Raw genomic sequence first — 16,419 nt, 5'->3', positions numbered from 1 at the left:
GTAATATTAATGTAATTTAGACCAAACAGAACGCTTCCAACCTATAGCAAAAATACTTAAAATTACAAAGAATACCATTACATAAATTCCTGTAGTTTTTCTTTCTTCTTTTTTGCTATCACCCACTTGATCAATATAAGATACAACCTTAGCCTGTGCAGCTTCTGTTAAACCTACTCTTGGCATAGCCGTTCCTGGAAGAAGTTTTTGAGTATTATTAATAAAATCATGTAAATATTGCTCACCACGAGATCTTATCATCATAGAAAGATCAGGCGGAACAGAACCTAAATAAGTTTTTAAATCATTTTGATTTGATGGAGTAAAAAAGCTATCATATTTCATATCATGACAACGTCCGCAAGCCTCAATAAAAGTTGCTTTATCTTTAGCAAATTTTATATCTTTTTCTATTAAAGCAGCTTTTTGAGCACTATTTTCCATTTTAGCATATTTTGCCTCAACATCTTTCTTAATAGCAGCATCTTCATTGGCTTCAAATTTAACACTCACATCTTTAAGATAAGCAATTACATTGGCTATATTTGCATTTGTAGCTTCTTCACTTTCTCCTGAAGTATCTTTATTGTAAGCTGTCATAATAAAAGCATCGCCAAATTTATGATCTACTTTTAAAGCAAGCGCAGGATGCATGATCAAAGCTGCTAAAAATTTTTCATCAAAAATAGCACCAGCTGCACTAAGATCAGGTGGTATTACCCCTATAGAAGAATCAGTAATATTAGCTGCTATTCCATCTTCTTTTACACCATGACATGCAAAACAGTTATTTTCAAAAAATTCTTTACCTTTTTTTGCATCACCCTTAGCAAAATCGATCTTTGCAACATCTGCCCAAAGTATTTCAACCTTGTTTAATTCTTCTTTTGCTTTTTCAAGTTCTTTGTTTGCACTCTCTATTCTTTTAGCGTCTCCTGAAGCTTGTGCATCTTTTAGAGCTAATTCTTTAGCTTCAACTATACCTTTTGCAAAAGTAGTATCTTCTACAGCAAAATCAAAATTTGCAGGAGCAACATGAGGTTTCATTACTGAATGAGCATAAGGCTCTACCCCCCAATATACAAGTGCAGTAAAAACTACTACAACTAAAAATATTTTTATTTCTCTCATTGTTTAGCTCCTTTTCTCTCCATGATAGTAATAACCGGTAAAACTACAATAAGTAAAAGTAAAAATACTACAGAAGCATAAAATCCTACCCAAGCATTTACACCTGTTGGAGGTAATTTTCCATAAACTGTTAAAACAATTAAATCGATAAGCAATATCCAAAACCAAATGAAAAATAAAGGTCTTTCATGAGCCGGTTTTACAACATCACTTCTATCAAGCCAAGGAAGTAAAAAGAAAATCACTTGAGCAATACCAAATGCAGCCAAACCTATATCAAAAGCTTTAATACCTGCAATATCAAAGAAAAATCCTCTTAAAACTTCATAACTCCATAAGAAATACCACTCAGGATAAATATGAGCTGGTGTTTTAAGCGCATTAGCTGGATCAAAATTAATTGGATCCATTGCAAAATCAAATTTAAAACAGACCAAATAAAAGAAGAAAATCATAAAAAAGCTTATATACATAAAATCTTTTGATAAAAATCCTGGCCAAAAAGGAATCACTTTAGAACCCTTTGTGTCACCTGCCATGTATTTTTCAGCCTCTAAGTCAAAGTCAAGTTCTTCAGAAATTTCATTATTAACATGAGGAATTCTTAAAGAATAGAAGTGAAATGCTATAATAGCAATGATAACTATAGGAAGCAAGCACACATGAAGCATAAAAAATCTTGTTAAAGTTGGATCAGAAACCGCATAATCCCCACGAATCCAAATCACAAGCTCAGGGCCAATAAATGGTACCCCTCCAAAAAGATTAGTGATTACTTGGGCTGCCCAATAACTCATTTGTCCCCAAGGAAGCATATACCCACTAAAAGCTTCAGCAGAAAATACAACAAACAAAAGCATACCGCTAACCCAAATCATCTCACGACCTTTCTTATAAGAACCGTAATAAATTCCTGTTAGCATATGTATGTATATAATCAAAAATACAACAGAAGCAGCAACGCCATGCATGTGACGCCAAAGCCATCCATAATCCACTTCTTGCATAATAGTCTTATTCACACTATCAAAAGCAAGTGCGGTATCTGGTTTATAATACATTACAAGTAAAAGTCCTGTAACAAAAAGCACTGCAAAAAGAGTGGTTAAAATAACCCCCATTGCCCAAAGAAAGTTAATTTGCTTTGGTATCCAATACTTTACCATTAAAACATCAAGCAGTTTATGTACTGCAAGTCTTTGATCAAGCCAATCTACAAGGCCATTAGCTTTTCTAATTTGTGCCATCTTAAGCCTCCGCTATCATTTTTTTATATTCAGGACCCTCTTCACCTAAAACAAGTTTGGTTCCATCAATTTTAAAAGGAGGAATTTCAAGAGGCTTTGGAGGAGGTCCAAAGACATTTTTTCCACTTGTGTCAAATTCTCCACCATGACAGGCACATTTAAACAATTGCTCACTTGGTTGGTAAGCAGGTATACAACCCAAATGCGTACAAAGTCCTATAACCACAGTATAAGCTGCGTTATTTACCACAACATCACGTTTTTCATCTTTTGGCATACTCGCATCTTTTTTTAATATAAAAATAGGCTTTTTACGCCATTCTATAGTTCTAAGCTCTCCATCTTGCATTCCTGATAAATCTACTGTAGTAAAACCTGCAGCTTTGACACTTGGAAGCGGATCCCAAGTTTTTTTCATCGCAACAAGCGAGAAAACACCGCCTACAGCAGCTACGCTTCCAAATGCAAAGCCCATAAAGCTTCGTCTACTCTCAGATGTAGCCATAACTTGTCCTTTCGATTTTATTTTTTAACCAAGTTAAAAGTTTATCGAAATTAAAATAAATTTTTTCTTTGTTTAACAAGTTTTGATATTTAGACAATAAGAGCAAAAAGAGAAAAAACAAGCACAGGTAAAGTTATCAAAAAGCCAAATTTACAATATTGCCAAAAAGAAATATTAATGCCTTTTCTAGCCAAAACTCCAAGCCAAAGCAAAGTTGCCAAAGAACCTATTGGCGTAAGTTTTGGGCCTATATTTACTCCTAAAAGATGAGCATAAATCATCAAAGAATCAAAAGAAAAACTTTCAAAATATTCTTTTAATACCAAATCTCCAATTAAAACCATAGGCAAATTATTAAACACAGAAGATTCAAAAGCCGAAATCAAAGCCACGCCAAAAATTCCACTCTTATCTTGCATGAAAAAAGCATAGCTTTTAACCAAAATTTCACTCACACCTATTTTATGTAAAGCAAAAACCACCATATAAAGCCCAAAACTAAAAAACAAAACTCCATAAGGTGCTTCAAAAAGAATTTTAATACTTTTTTTACCTTGAATTTTTAAAACAATAAGCCAAAAAATTCCTGCCCAAAGCAAAGCAAAAAAACTTATTTTAATATCAAAAATTTCACCTATAAAAAACTGATCACAAAAAAAATAAAAACACTACGCAAAGAAAAAACAATTTCAATGAAATTTGTTCTTTTTTGACTAGTTGAAACTCAAGTTTTTCAGGTAGCACTCTCACATAAAGCACAAAAACTATAGCTATAGTAGAAAGCAAAACAAAAAAATTTGGTAAAAACATATTTTTAGCAAATTCTAAAAATTCTATCTTAAAATAATTTGCTGTGATGATATTGGTTAAATTTGAAATAACCAAAGCGTTTGAACTTACATCACATAAAAAAAGAGACTAAGCAAAAAAGAACTTAAAATATAAGTATGATTTTTACAATCTTTAAAAGTTGAAAATAAAGCTATAATAATAGGTGTAATGATTAAAATCGCTCCATCACCAGCAAAAAATGCAGAAAGAAAAAATACAAAAATCAACAAAAACAACATCAATTTTTTGTGCTGATATAAATTTTTTCTTGATTTTTCTCTCTAGAAAAATGCAAAATTTTATTCGCAATAAAATCAAAAAATCCCAAAGATTCCAAGCTAAAATAAAGGATAATCAACCCAACCAAAGTTAAAGAACTATCCCAAACCAAAGAAAAAACAAAATAAGCGTCTTTAAAATCTACCAATTGAAAAATAAAAACAAAAAAAGCTCCCAAACTAGAAAATACCCAAATAAGTAAATTCCATGGACGCCAAAAAGCAAAATTAAAGTAGATAAAAAAATAAAAAAACAAGCATTTAAGCTTTTTTCTTTTGCATTTTGATATAAATTTGTAAAATGTCTAACGCTGCAGGAGTGATTCCGCTGATTTGACTTGCAGCAAAAATGGTTGGAGGTTTATGAGAATTAAGCTTTTCTACAACCTCATTACTCAAACCGCTTACACTTTTAAAATCAAAATTTTCAGGAATTTTAAGCTCGCTAAGATTTTTCATTTTTTCTATTTGAGCTTTTTGCATACTAATGTAATGATAATACTTTGCCTCATTTAAAATCTCTCTTAAAGAGTAATGATCCATAGTTTCAAACATAGGGTCAAGTTTTTTTAATTTTTCTATATCAAAACTTGATCTTGCAACAATTTTTTGAAGATTGACTATAGAGGAAATTTTATGTTCTCCCAAACTCTCTAAAAAAGCATTATTTTGGTTGTTAGGCGTAAATTCTTTAGAAAGTAAAAATTCAAGTCCTTTTTGAAGATTGTTTGCAATATTTTGTATATAAGTAAAATCTTGCTCACTTAAAAGCCCTAAATCATAGCCATATTTTCCAAGCCTAAGTATAGCATTTTCTTCCCTTAAAAGCAGTCTAAATTCCGCTCTTGAAGTAAACATTCTATAAGGTTCTTTTGTACCTTTTACTACTAAATCATCAATTAAAACTCCTATATAAGCTTCATCACGCCTTAAAATCAAAGGCTCTTTCATATCTATGCTTAAACTTGCATTAATTCCTGCCATAAAGCCTTGTGCTGCAGCCTCTTCATAACCTGTAGTTCCATTAATCTGTCCTGCACAATAAAGATTTTTAATCTTTTTAAGTTCTAAAGTATGCTTAAGTTCAGTTGGCTCTATATAATCGTATTCTATAGCATAACCAAAACGGGTTATTTTAGCATTTTCAAAACCCTTTACAGAACGCAGCATTTGAGTTTGTACCTCATAAGGCAAAGAAGTAGAAAAACCATTGATATAATACTCCGTCGCATCGATAGTTTGAGGTTCTATAAAAAGATGATGACTTTCTTTGTCGCTAAAACGATTGATTTTATCTTCTATAGAAGGGCAATATCTTGGCCCAACACCTTCAATCTGACCTGTAAAAAGTGGGGCACGATAAAAATTATTCTTAATAATCTCATGTGTAGTTGTATTAGTGCGTGCGATATAACAAGGAAGTTGAACGGGATTAAAATTTCTTGAACGAAAGCTAAAAGCTTTAGGATTTACATCGCCATCTTGGACTTCAAGTACGCTAAAATCAATGCTTTTTGCATCCACTCTTGGGCAAGTTCCTGTTTTTAAACGCCCCATTTTTAAACCCAAAGTTTGTAGATAATTTCCTAAATTTACTGAAGCAAGCTCCCCTACCCTTCCTGCTTGAAGTTTATTTTCACCTACATGAATGAGTCCATTTAAAAAAGTCCCTGTTGTAAGTATCACTTTTTTGGCAAAATATGTATTTTCTAAATTTGTTTTTACGCCTTTAACTTCATCATTTTCTACGATTAAAGCATTCGCTTGTTCTTGAGAAATTTCTAAATTTGGAAGTTTTAAAAGTTTATTACGCGCAATGATACGGTATTTATCCATATCAATTTGTGCTCTACTTCCTTGAACGGCTACACCCTTACTTTCATTTAAAATGCGAAATTGTATTCCCGCTTCATCGGTGATTTTACCCATAAGACCACCCATGGCATCAAGTTCTTTTACCAAATGCCCTTTAGCAAGTCCGCCTATAGCTGGGTTGCAACTTGCTGCTCCTATTTGCTCAATCAATGTAGTTAAAAGTAAGGTTTTTTTACCTATTCTAGCAGCAGCAGCACTTGCTTCAACACCCGCATGTCCGCCACCTATAACAATGACATCAAACATATTTTGCCTTGAAAAATGTGAATTTTTAAAAGAAAGATTATATAATATTTAGACTTAAAACAAACTCGTTTTAAGTCTAACAAAAATTTATTTAGCTTCTTGAAGAGAGAAGATTAGCTCATTATAAGTTTTATTTGCATCTTTGCAGAAATTTTTAAGCATCTCAACACCCTTATTTAAGCCTTGTTGCTGTTCTACTCTTAAAAGATCACTATAAAGGCTTTCTATTGTAGAAATAGCGCTTTTATTTGGCATACGACGAACGGAATAATAGCCTATGATATTATTATTAATGTCTATTGATGGGGTTACATTTGCAAAAACCCAGTAGTAATTGTTATCTTTGGTTTTGTTTTTTACGTAAGCAAAAATTTCTTTGCCTTCTTTCATATAATCCCATAAATATTTAAAAACAGTTTTTGGCATCTCTTCATGTCTTACTATGTTATGAGGTTTATTTAAAACTTCACCCATAGTATAACCTGCATACTTTAAAAAATCATCATTTGCATAAACTATTTTACCTTTTAAATCCGTTTTAGAAGTAATTAAACTATCTTCTTGTAAAAAAATTTCTCTTGACATTTTCTCAACCCTCTTAATTTATATTTTTAATTTTGCTAAGATTTCAGCACTTCTTTGCTCTAGTGATTTAATATCATTTACAATCGCATCGTAAGCTTTTTGATCGATATAATCTTGACTTGATTCTTCTATTGCTTTTTTAGCATTATCTTTTATAAATTCTTTAGCTAAATTTAACTCAGTTTCAGAACTAAGCTCATTAATAACACCTTGAGCTCTCTCATCTTGACAAAGATTAGAAATTGGATCTACACTTTCAAGATTAAAATTTTGAGCCCCATTTAAATTTAAATATATATTTGATTTATAAAGAATATGATCGATTTTAACCACAGATAAGATCAATCTCTTTGCAAAGGATTCAAAATTAACACCAAGGGCACTACTATTTTCTTCTAGACGTTTAAAAGCTTGAGAAAATTTATTAATTCTTTCTTCAGATTCACTAACAATGTTAAAAACTTGCTCACTGCCACTTTGGATATTTACAAAATCCTGTTGCATAGTTTGAATTGCAATAGAAATTTCGCTTGTAGATCTTTGAGTTCTTTCTGCTAACTTTCTAACTTCATCAGCCACAACCGCAAAGCCCCTACCATGCTCTCCTGCACGTGCAGCTTCAATAGCAGCATTTAAAGCTAGAAGATTAGTTTGATCAGCTATATCGCGTATAACCTCAACAACTGAAGTGATATTTTGGGAATTAGCCACAAAAGTTTGGACTGTTTCCTTGCTCGAATTTACAACATCCATTAAAGAACCCATAGCACTTTGTAAAGAATCCACCTCTGAGCCATTTTCTGTAGCTGTATGAGTAATAGCATCAACTGTATCGTATACATTTTTCATCATGTTAATATCTTGATTTAATGAGCTAGAAATTTGAGACATATCTTTATTTTGATTTCCAAGACTTAAATCCATTAAAGTTCTTGATAAAGCATTTTTAAAAGTAGATTTTGCTGTCACTTCTATATTTGCTAAAGCTTTATTTATAAATTCGATATTATGAGCAAAAATTCCTTTTAAACCTTCAGGCAAAGCCTTGCGATAAAATTCACCTTTTTGAGAACAAGAAATAGAAGTATTAATTTCCCTTAAGTAAGCTTCTAGCCCATCGATAGTATTGTTAAGATTATCTGCTATTTCGGCTAATTTTTTGCTTTTTGTTTTTGCATAGATAATTCTATTGTTAAAATTACCCTCTTTTAACTCTCTACAAAGAACCAAAAGTTTGTCAATCATTATTTGCTCATCTTTGTGTTGTCTAAACAAATAAATCATCAAAACAGCGATTAAAATAAAAATTATCGCTCCAATATAAATATGAATAAAAATGGCACCTAAAACACCGATAACACTTAAAAAAATAGTTGATAATAATCCATTTTTCACCATAAATTTATCCTTTTTATTAAAAAATTTTAAAGTCATAAATTAAAGTAATACTTTTATAATATATATTACTTTAATTTTTAGGCGGAGATTATACAACAAAAAAAATTAAACATATCTTATTTAGTTATCTTCTTGTAAGTTAAAAACAAGTTCATTATAAGTCATTTTATAAGAACTTACAATATCCATTAAAACTGAAACTCCAGTATTAATGCCTGATTTTTGCTCTTTTTCAAGTAAAATTTTATAAACTTCTTCAATTATAGGAAGAGATTTTCTATTGGGCGCACGACGAACAGAATAGTAGTTGATAATATTTCCATTGGCATCAAATGAAGCGTTTACATTTGCAAAAACCCAGTAAAAACTACCATCCTTAGCTTTATTTTTTACAAATGCAAAAATTTCTTCTCCTTTTTGAATATAATCCCAAAGACATTTAAATACAGTACGTGGCATATCTTCATGTCTTACTATATTATGAGATTTATACAAAAGCTCATCGACTTTATAACCTGCGTATTTTAAAAAGTCATTATTGGCATAAATGATATTCCCCTTAAGATCTGTTTTAGAAGTAATTAAAGCATTTTCAGACAAAACTATTTCTTTCATAATTTAAAATATCCCAAAAAACAAATAAATCAAAAATAGAATTATTACCAATAATAAATAACAAAAAGTAAACTGAATTACAAAATTATAAAATTTTCAAAAATATTTTAAATTTTATAATACAAATAATGAGAATTTTTGTAACATTTATATAAAAAATTGTCGTATCTTATATAAAGGAGTATTTCTAGATTTGTTTTTTTGTTAAAATTTACAATATACATTGTTAAAATTATATTTTATAAAGATCAAAAGGAGTGAATAAACTTGGAAACTTTAAGTCAAACTTTAGCTGAAAGAAAACCGCCTTTATATAAACGTATTATCAAAAGTCTTGGATTTTGGGTGATTATAGGCATTATTGCAGGTATTGCACTTGGCTGTACAGATAAAGGATTAGCCATTGCTAGCAAACCAGGAGTTGATTATTTTATAGGTGCCTTAAAGGTTCTTATAGGCCCTATTATTTTTGTTACTTTGGTTTTGGGCATCATTAGTCTTGAAAGTTTAAAAAAAGTAGGTAGTATTGGTGCTAAAGCGGTTATTTACTTTGAAGTTGTAAGTACTTTAGCGCTTGCTATAGGTATTTTTATGGCAAATGTTATGCAACCGGGTCATGGAATGAATCTTGATCCAAGTCAACTTGATACAAAAAGCGTTCAAAAATACATTTCTCAAACCACAGAAGTAAGTGCAAGCTCTGAGATTATGCATATTTTAAAAGATGCTATGCCTACTGATATTATCACGCCTTTTACAGAAGGAAAAACGATACAAGTTTTAGTTATTGCTATAATTACTGCTTTGATTATTTCTTTAATGAGAATAGAAGACAAACAGGCAATTCAAAGAGTTTTTGAAGTGGTACAAAATTTTGTTTTTAAAATTTTACAAATCATTATGTATTTTAGCCCTATTGCTGCCTTTTCAGCAATGGCTGTACTCATAGCTCAATACGGAATTGGCTCTTTGATCAACTTGGCATATTTACTTTTAGTAATGCTGATTTCATGTCTTGTTTTTATATTTGGAATCTTGGGTCTGATTTGCTATTTTGCAAAAGTAAATATCTTCAAATTTATGAGATTTATCTCAAGAGAAGTATTGATCGTTTTTGCAACCAGTTCAAGCGAGTCTGCACTTGCTCCTTTAATGAGAAAACTAGAAAAAGCAGGACTTTCTAAAGCAACAGTCGGACTTGTTTTACCAACGGGATATAGTTTTAATCTTGATTGTACAAATATTTATCTAGCTATGAGCTTAATCTTTCTAGCACAAGCTTTCAATGTAAATTTAAATTTAGCGCACGAAATCAGTATTTTAATAGTATTAATGATAGCTTCAAAAGGTGCAGTAGGTGTAACTGGATCAGGTTTTATAGTGCTTGGAAGTACGCTTGCAGCTCTAGGAAATATGGAAATTTCAGAAGCAAATGCAACCTTAGCACAAGTTTTACCAGTAGCTGCTATAGGTGTTCTTTTAGGTGTTGACAAATTTATGTCTGAAATGAGGGCGGTTGGAAATCTTTGTGGAAATTCAGTAGCAGCCTTAATCGTTGCCATCTGGGATAAACAAATTGATTGGGAAAAATTCCGCTATGCTATGGATAATCCAGAAAAATTCCATAATGCTGGAATGAACTAATGGGTTCTTTGGAGGAAATCATATCGATTAACCTCCTCTAAAGTATTATTTTTTTTCCTAAATTGTTTTAAAAAACTTTCATTGAAATTAAAACTAAATCCAACTTGAACAACGGTATCATCAATAGTCTCTCTTGCACTATAATCACGACGCAATAAATTTAAACTAAATACACTATAAGGAGAGTAAGATACTTGATAATTAGTTTTATCATTATCCTTACTTATATCAAAAGCAAAAGCGGTATAAGTTGGAATTACAAAACTCATTCCAAGCTGTAAATTTTTTTCTGCTTCATTGGGTATATAATAATTACCATAAGCCTTTATAAATTTACTATAACCAAACTCTGTACCAAAGCTTTTAGTATCTTTTTGTTCTTTTTGTTTATCAATAAAACCATTAACTCCAAATAAAAAATCATCTTTTTCATAACGATTGATTAAACCCCCTGAGTAATTATAATTATCTTGAGCCACAAAAAGTTCTTTTTGAAAAAGCAAAGAATTATTCTCCCCCTCATAAAGAGAACTTAAATTTTTAACCTGCACATTTTTATTTTGAAAATCTAAATTCCCATCTGTTTTATCTATACCATTATTATTTTCTAAAGTTTTTGAAAGCAAGCTATCAAAAGTGCTTTTAAAATCCACATTCTCTTCTTGAATTTTTGGAGCTTCTTTGGTATTTTTATAATCAAAGTGCTCCCAAGAATTTTGATTATTATTTTTTGCTAAAGCCTCTGTAAGTTCATCGGCATTGAGTAAAGAAAACAATGCTATTATATAAAAAATACCCCTCATTATTCTTATATTCCTTATTATTTCTTGTTTGAGTATTTATTATAAAAAAATAATATAAATAAAAATTCCACAAAGACTAAAAAATAAAATTAGCAAATTTAAAGTAAATAAGTGTATAATTAAAATAAAAAAGGGTTATTAATGCAAAAAGACAACCTCATAGCTTTTGTTATTTTTATTATCAGTACTATCGCATTTGTTATTTGGGGATTTGGTTATATTTCGCAACATCAACTGATTCTTTTTATTCTTGCTTCTATATTTGGCATTTTTATGGCATTTAATATAGGTGGAAATGATGTAGCCAATTCTTTTGGAACAAGCGTTGGTGCAAAAACAGTAACCATTAAACAAGCTTTAATTATAGCAGCTGTTTTTGAGCTAAGCGGGGCAATCTTCGCAGGCGCAGAAGTTACTAAGACCATACGCAGCGGTATTGTTATTTTTCCAAATTCTTTAGATCCTATGCTTTTTGTTATCATTATGCTTGCTGCACTTTTAAGCTCTGGGGTTTGGATTTTTATTGCAACCAAGAAAGGCTTACCTGTATCAACCACACACAGTATAGTTGGTGGGATTGTAGGTGCTAGCATTATGATGGGGCTTTTAAAATTTGATGGGATCCAAACACTCTCTATGGTTAAATGGAGTGAAATTTTAAGAATAGCTATTTCTTGGATAGCTTCTCCTCTTTTAGGGGGTATTGTAGCTTATATTATTTATTCATATATTGATAAGAAAATTTTAAAACCATCAGAAAAACTAAATGATGATTTGAAAAATATCAAAAAAGAAAGAAAAAAATTCAAAGAAGAATACTTTTTAAATTTAAAAACAAAATCCCAAGAAGAACAAATCAAAGAACTTTCCGCTATAGCTTTAGATGAGGAAGAACAAGAAAATAATTTCTATAGAAATAAAATGAAGGAATTTAAGGATCAAGAAAAAGATATAGATATTTACTCTATTTTAAAAACTCATATGCCAATCATTGCTTGTATTGCTGCTGCTATCATTTCGGCAATGTTTTTATTTAAAGGTTTAAATAATGTTAGCACTTTGGATATTTTACAAAACTTTTGGATTATTGGAATTATAGGAACTATAAGTTATGTTGTAACATTTGCTATAGTCAAAATCGTTAAAAAAACAGAACTTAATAAAACTACTGATAGAATTTTCTCATGGTTTCAAATATTTACAGCCTCTAGTTTTGCATTTTCACACGGAGCCAATGATATAGCCAATGCTATAGGTCCTTTTGCAGCGATTTTAGATGTCTTAAAAAACGGCACAATTAACGCGACTTCTCCTGTACCTTTTGCTGCTTTAGCTATGTTTGGAGTTGCTCTAGTTGTAGGACTTTGGTTTTTAGGTAAAGAGGTGATTACTACAGTAGGTTCAAAACTTGCAACCATACGCCCTACTACTGGATTTTCTGCAGAACTTGGTGCAAGCATAGTTATACTCTTAGCTACACAATTTGGAATTCCTGTTAGCTCCACCCATATACTCATAGGTGCTATATTGGGTATAGGAGTGTATAATAAAAACGCAAATTGGATTATGATGAAGCCTATAGGATTGGCTTGGATTATCACTTTACCAGCCGCTGGTATTATGGCAGCACTTGTATTTTTAGGATTTAAACTATCTTTAGGAATTTAAGTAAAGCTTATTTTTCTAAAATATTTTTTCCTTTAATTATATGCATCTTAATCTTTCCAAAAAGTTTATCCTCAGAATAAAGAGAACTTTTTGGAGCAAAAATTTCTTCATTCTCATCAAAAAGAACTAGATTAGCTTCTTTTCCGACTTCTATAACTCCACTATTTAAACCTAAAAATTCACTAGGATTTTTACTTGTAAATTGACAAAGCTCTTGCCAATTTAAAAATCCTTCTTTGATTAAAAAAGTATAACAAAGACTTATAAATTCGCATACGCTATGAATTCCAAAAGCCGCTTCATCAAAAGCTAAATCTTTTAAAGAAATTGATTTTGCACTATGCAAGGAAGTTAAAAAGCTAATCTTTCCTTCTTTTAAAGCCTCTCTTAAAGCCAAAACATCTTCTTTGCTTCTTAAAGGTGGCATAAGTTTCGCAGCCGTATTAAAATCTTCACAAGCACTATCATCTTTGATAAGATGATGAATGCTTACAAGTTTTAAATCCTTTTCATCTAATAATGTTAAAGAATCTTTCAAACTTAAAAGATCAAAAATAACTTTATTTTTATAAAATTTAGCCAATTCTTTCATTTTAGCTATCTGGCTAGTTTCAGCGATTTTACTCATGCCTATAAGCCCTAACTCAAAGCTCATTTCACAATCATTCATCACTCCATTATCATCAAAATCCTTATCATAACAACGCACAAAAATTGGAGAGTCTTTCATAAAAGCATATTGTGAACTTACTTTTAAAGTATTTGCATCTAAAGAACTATCAAGCTCTAAAGCACAAGCACCTTTATTTAAAAGAGTGGCTAAATTTTTAAGCTTGCCATTTGCATCCTTAACCCGTACGCTTGAAAAAATTTGCATCTTTCTTTGGGCTAAATTTTGTAAAAATAAAGCAAAACTTTCTTCATCAAAATCCATACAATCACGCAAAACTATACTAGAAATTCCTCCTTTTAGACACTCATTTTCTAAAAGTTCTAAATTAGCTAAAGAAAATTTATCATTTTTCAAACTCACACACAAATCCACAAAAGATGGAAGTAAAGTCATACCTTTAGCATCTAAAATTTCTTCACCTTGTAAATTAGAACCAATATTGGTAATTTTTCCTTCTTTAATCTCTATATCTTGTAAAGAATCTCCATAAATTTTTGCATTTTTAATTATCATGATTTTTCCTTAATCATTTTGCTTTAATAAATTCTGCGTTGCTTCTTGCACACTTTTACCCTTAAAAATTGCCACTACTTCATTTACAATAGGTGTATAAATTCCTTTCATTTTTGCTAATTTTTCTATAGCATAAGCAGTTTTTACACCTTCTGCTACTTCATTAAGTTCGGCTAAAATACTATCTAATTTTTGATTTTGCGCCAGTTTTAAACCCACTCTATAATTTCTTGATAAAACACTCGTTGCAGTTAAAAACAAATCCCCTGCTCCACTTAACCCTAAAAAAGTTTCTTCTTTAGCACCAAAAAATTTACCAAAACGATGCATTTCTATAAGTCCTCTTGAAATCAGTGCCGCTCTTGCATTATTACCAAGTTTTAACCCATCACTAATTCCACTTGCAATCGCCAAAACATTCTTATAAGCACCACAAATTTCAGCACCACGAACATCATTATCAATATAAGTTTTAATAAAATCAGGGAAAAAACTTGCAAATTTTTTACAAAGCTCTTGATTTATCCCGCTAATCATCAAAGCAGTAGGAAGTTTTTGCATCACTTCAGCAGCAAAAGAAGGACCGCTTAAAACACAAAAATTTTCTTTTGGTACAAAATCTAAAAAAATTTCATCTAAAAATTGACAACTTTGATTTTCTATGCCTTTTGAAGCAATTAAAATTTTTTGCCCCTTGTTGATGAAATTTTCTTTAAGCCAAGCACGCATTCCTTGAGAACTTAAAGCAAAAACAAGATATTCACACTCTAAAGCTTCTTTTACACCAACAAAATCTTCTAAATCACGCTGATGCAAAGAACTGATAAAACAATTGTGATTTTCTTTTAAGGCTAGATGTAAAGCACTGCCCCATTTTCCCGCACCAATAACCGCTATACGCATCAACCAAGCTTTGTTTTTAAAATTTCATTTACTTTTGTAGGATTAAAAGCTCCTTTGCCTTCTTTCATTGTTTGACCCACAAAAAATCCAAAAAGCTTGTCTTTACCACTTTTATACTCTGCAACCTTATCAGTATTTGCATTTAAAATTTGTTCAATCACCGCTTCTATAGCTGAATCATCACTTACTTGCTTAAGTCCTAGCTTTTCTATAGCATCATCAATTTCCACACTAGTATTTTCAAATACAAAAGCCAAAACATCTTTAGCCGCTTTTGCACTGATAGTGCCATCTTCTATGCGTTTAATTAAAACTCCAAGCTTTTGAGCATCTACGGGAGAATTTTCTATAGTCAATTCTCCTTTTAAAAGTCCTATAAGTTCAGTATTTAACCAATTTACGCAAAGCTTAGGATTTAAATTTTGAGAAATAAGACTTTCAAAAAAACGACTCATTTCTAAAGAACTGATTAAAACCTCAGCATCACTTTCTTTTATACCAAGCTCGTCTATAAAGCGTGCTTTCTTCTCATCAGGAAGTTCAGGAATTTTAATATCCAAAAACTCATCTTTTAACAAAACAGGCAATAAATCAGGATCAGGAAAATAGCGATATTCTGCCGCTTCTTCTTTGCCACGCATACTTCTTGTAACTAAATTTGTCGTATCAAAAAGTCTAGTTTCTTGAACTACTTCTTGTTCGTAAGTTCCATCTTCCCAAGCCTCACTTTGTCTTTTTACCTCATATTCTATGGCTTTTTGGATAAAACGAAAAGAATTAAGATTTTTAATCTCTACTCTAGTATAAAGTTTTGTATCGCCCTTAGGCCTTATGCTAACATTTGCATCGCATCTAAAACTTCCTTCTTGCATATTTGCATCTGAAATATCTAAAAAGCGTATAATAGAATGAAGTTTTTTAAGATAAGCTACTGCCTCATCACTACTTCTAAGCTCAGGTTCACTGACAATCTCAAGCAAAGGAGTTCCTGCACGATTTAAATCCACTTTAGAAAAATTACTTTCATGGATATTTTTACCTGCATCTTCTTCCAAGTGCGCTCTTGTAATACCTATGCGTTTATTTTCACCCTTTACATTGATAAAAAGCTCACCCTTTTCTACTATGGGGATATCAAATTGTGAAATTTGATAAGCCTTAGGTAAATCTGGATAAAAATAATTCTTGCGATTAAAAACACTTTTTTTATTAATTGTTGCATTGACAGCTTTTCCAAAAGCTATAGCTTTTTTTACAGCCTCTTCATTTAAAACAGGCAAAGCTCCTGGTAAGGCCAAACAAGTGGGACAAACATTAGTATTTGGAGCTTCTCCAAAAGAAGTTGCACATGAGCAAAAGATTTTTGTTTTTGTATTTAACTGAGTATGAACTTCAAGACCTATAACTACTTCAAACATAAAATTTCCTTGAATTTTTAAATGTTTTATTTTATCTTTTTTTCTTTTAGAAAGGCTTTAAATATTAATTTTAAATGCTATAATCC

At 31.0% G+C, this 16,419-nt stretch carries 13 protein-coding genes and 1 pseudogene; 2 read left to right on the top strand and 12 right to left on the bottom strand.

What is annotated here, in order from left to right; all coding sequences use genetic code 11:
* Positions 1–6: 6 nt before the first annotated feature.
* The 8 genes and pseudogenes from ELQ09_RS01770 to cetC form a co-directional block, all read right to left on the bottom strand.
* Positions 7–1,131 (bottom strand): cytochrome c1, encoded by a 1,125-nt coding sequence (locus tag ELQ09_RS01770; protein WP_134263726.1) that lies wholly within the window; start codon positions 1,129–1,131, stop codon positions 7–9.
* Positions 1,128–2,378 (bottom strand): cytochrome bc complex cytochrome b subunit, encoded by a 1,251-nt coding sequence (locus ELQ09_RS01765; RefSeq protein WP_134224586.1) that lies wholly within the window; start codon positions 2,376–2,378, stop codon positions 1,128–1,130. Before ELQ09_RS01765 ends, ELQ09_RS01770 begins: the two co-directional genes overlap by 4 nt.
* Before the next feature lies 1 nt (position 2,379).
* Positions 2,380–2,883 carry a ubiquinol-cytochrome c reductase iron-sulfur subunit gene (gene petA / locus ELQ09_RS01760; protein WP_088303480.1) on the bottom strand — a complete coding sequence of 168 codons (504 nt, stop codon included), beginning with the start codon at positions 2,881–2,883 and terminating at the stop codon, positions 2,380–2,382.
* Positions 2,884–2,972: 89 nt separating this feature from the next.
* A pseudogene (locus tag ELQ09_RS01755) lies at positions 2,973–4,239 on the bottom strand (arsenic transporter).
* A gap of 14 nt (positions 4,240–4,253) precedes the next feature.
* The gene (gene mnmG, locus ELQ09_RS01750) at positions 4,254–6,113 is read right to left on the bottom strand and encodes a tRNA uridine-5-carboxymethylaminomethyl(34) synthesis enzyme MnmG (RefSeq protein WP_134263725.1); all 1,860 of its coding nucleotides are present in this window, start codon (positions 6,111–6,113) and stop codon (positions 4,254–4,256) included.
* An 87-nt stretch (positions 6,114–6,200) separates the two neighbouring features.
* Positions 6,201–6,698 carry a bipartate energy taxis response protein CetB gene (cetB, locus tag ELQ09_RS01745; RefSeq protein ID WP_134263724.1) on the bottom strand — a complete coding sequence of 166 codons (498 nt, stop codon included), beginning with the start codon at positions 6,696–6,698 and terminating at the stop codon, positions 6,201–6,203.
* A gap of 18 nt (positions 6,699–6,716) precedes the next feature.
* Positions 6,717–8,096, bottom strand: coding sequence for a bipartate energy taxis response protein CetA (gene cetA, locus ELQ09_RS01740; protein WP_070317030.1), 1,380 nt, complete (start codon positions 8,094–8,096; stop codon positions 6,717–6,719).
* Positions 8,097–8,216: 120 nt separating this feature from the next.
* The gene (gene cetC / locus ELQ09_RS01735; protein ID WP_070317029.1) at positions 8,217–8,711 is read right to left on the bottom strand and encodes an energy taxis response protein CetC; all 495 of its coding nucleotides are present in this window, start codon (positions 8,709–8,711) and stop codon (positions 8,217–8,219) included.
* Positions 8,712–8,978: 267 nt separating this feature from the next.
* Between cetC and ELQ09_RS01730 the strand changes: the two genes are divergently transcribed.
* The gene (locus tag ELQ09_RS01730) at positions 8,979–10,355 is read left to right on the top strand and encodes a cation:dicarboxylase symporter family transporter (RefSeq protein ID WP_070317028.1); all 1,377 of its coding nucleotides are present in this window, start codon (positions 8,979–8,981) and stop codon (positions 10,353–10,355) included.
* On the opposite strand, the gene ELQ09_RS01725 is transcribed toward ELQ09_RS01730, so the two are convergent.
* A complete protein-coding gene (locus ELQ09_RS01725) occupies positions 10,352–11,158 on the bottom strand; it encodes an inverse autotransporter beta domain-containing protein (protein ID WP_070317027.1) in 807 nt (268 codons plus the stop codon). The genes ELQ09_RS01730 and ELQ09_RS01725 overlap by 4 nt on opposite strands.
* A gap of 141 nt (positions 11,159–11,299) precedes the next feature.
* Between ELQ09_RS01725 and ELQ09_RS01720 the strand changes: the two genes are divergently transcribed.
* Positions 11,300–12,826, top strand: a complete 1,527-nt coding sequence (locus ELQ09_RS01720) for an inorganic phosphate transporter (protein ID WP_002864548.1) — start codon at positions 11,300–11,302, stop codon at positions 12,824–12,826.
* A 7-nt stretch (positions 12,827–12,833) separates the two neighbouring features.
* Here ELQ09_RS01720 and ELQ09_RS01715 read toward each other — a convergent pair whose 3' ends face one another.
* From ELQ09_RS01715 to gatB, 3 genes are read right to left on the bottom strand one after another with little or no spacing between them, the layout of a single operon-like run.
* A complete protein-coding gene (locus tag ELQ09_RS01715; RefSeq protein ID WP_070317026.1) occupies positions 12,834–14,012 on the bottom strand; it encodes a metal-dependent hydrolase in 1,179 nt (392 codons plus the stop codon).
* Positions 14,013–14,021: 9 nt separating this feature from the next.
* On the bottom strand, positions 14,022–14,918 hold the full coding sequence (locus ELQ09_RS01710; RefSeq protein WP_134224584.1) for an NAD(P)H-dependent glycerol-3-phosphate dehydrogenase: 897 nt from the start codon (positions 14,916–14,918) through the stop codon (positions 14,022–14,024).
* Positions 14,915–16,333, bottom strand: a complete 1,419-nt coding sequence (gatB, locus tag ELQ09_RS01705; RefSeq protein ID WP_070317024.1) for an Asp-tRNA(Asn)/Glu-tRNA(Gln) amidotransferase subunit GatB — start codon at positions 16,331–16,333, stop codon at positions 14,915–14,917. Before gatB ends, ELQ09_RS01710 begins: the two co-directional genes overlap by 4 nt.
* Positions 16,334–16,419: the final 86 nt, after the last annotated feature.

It is taken from the genome of Campylobacter sp. CH186 (assembly GCF_004378925.1).
Classification (GTDB): Bacteria; Campylobacterota; Campylobacteria; order Campylobacterales; family Campylobacteraceae; genus Campylobacter_D; species Campylobacter_D jejuni.
This window is presented reverse-complemented; position numbering and strand designations above follow the sequence as displayed.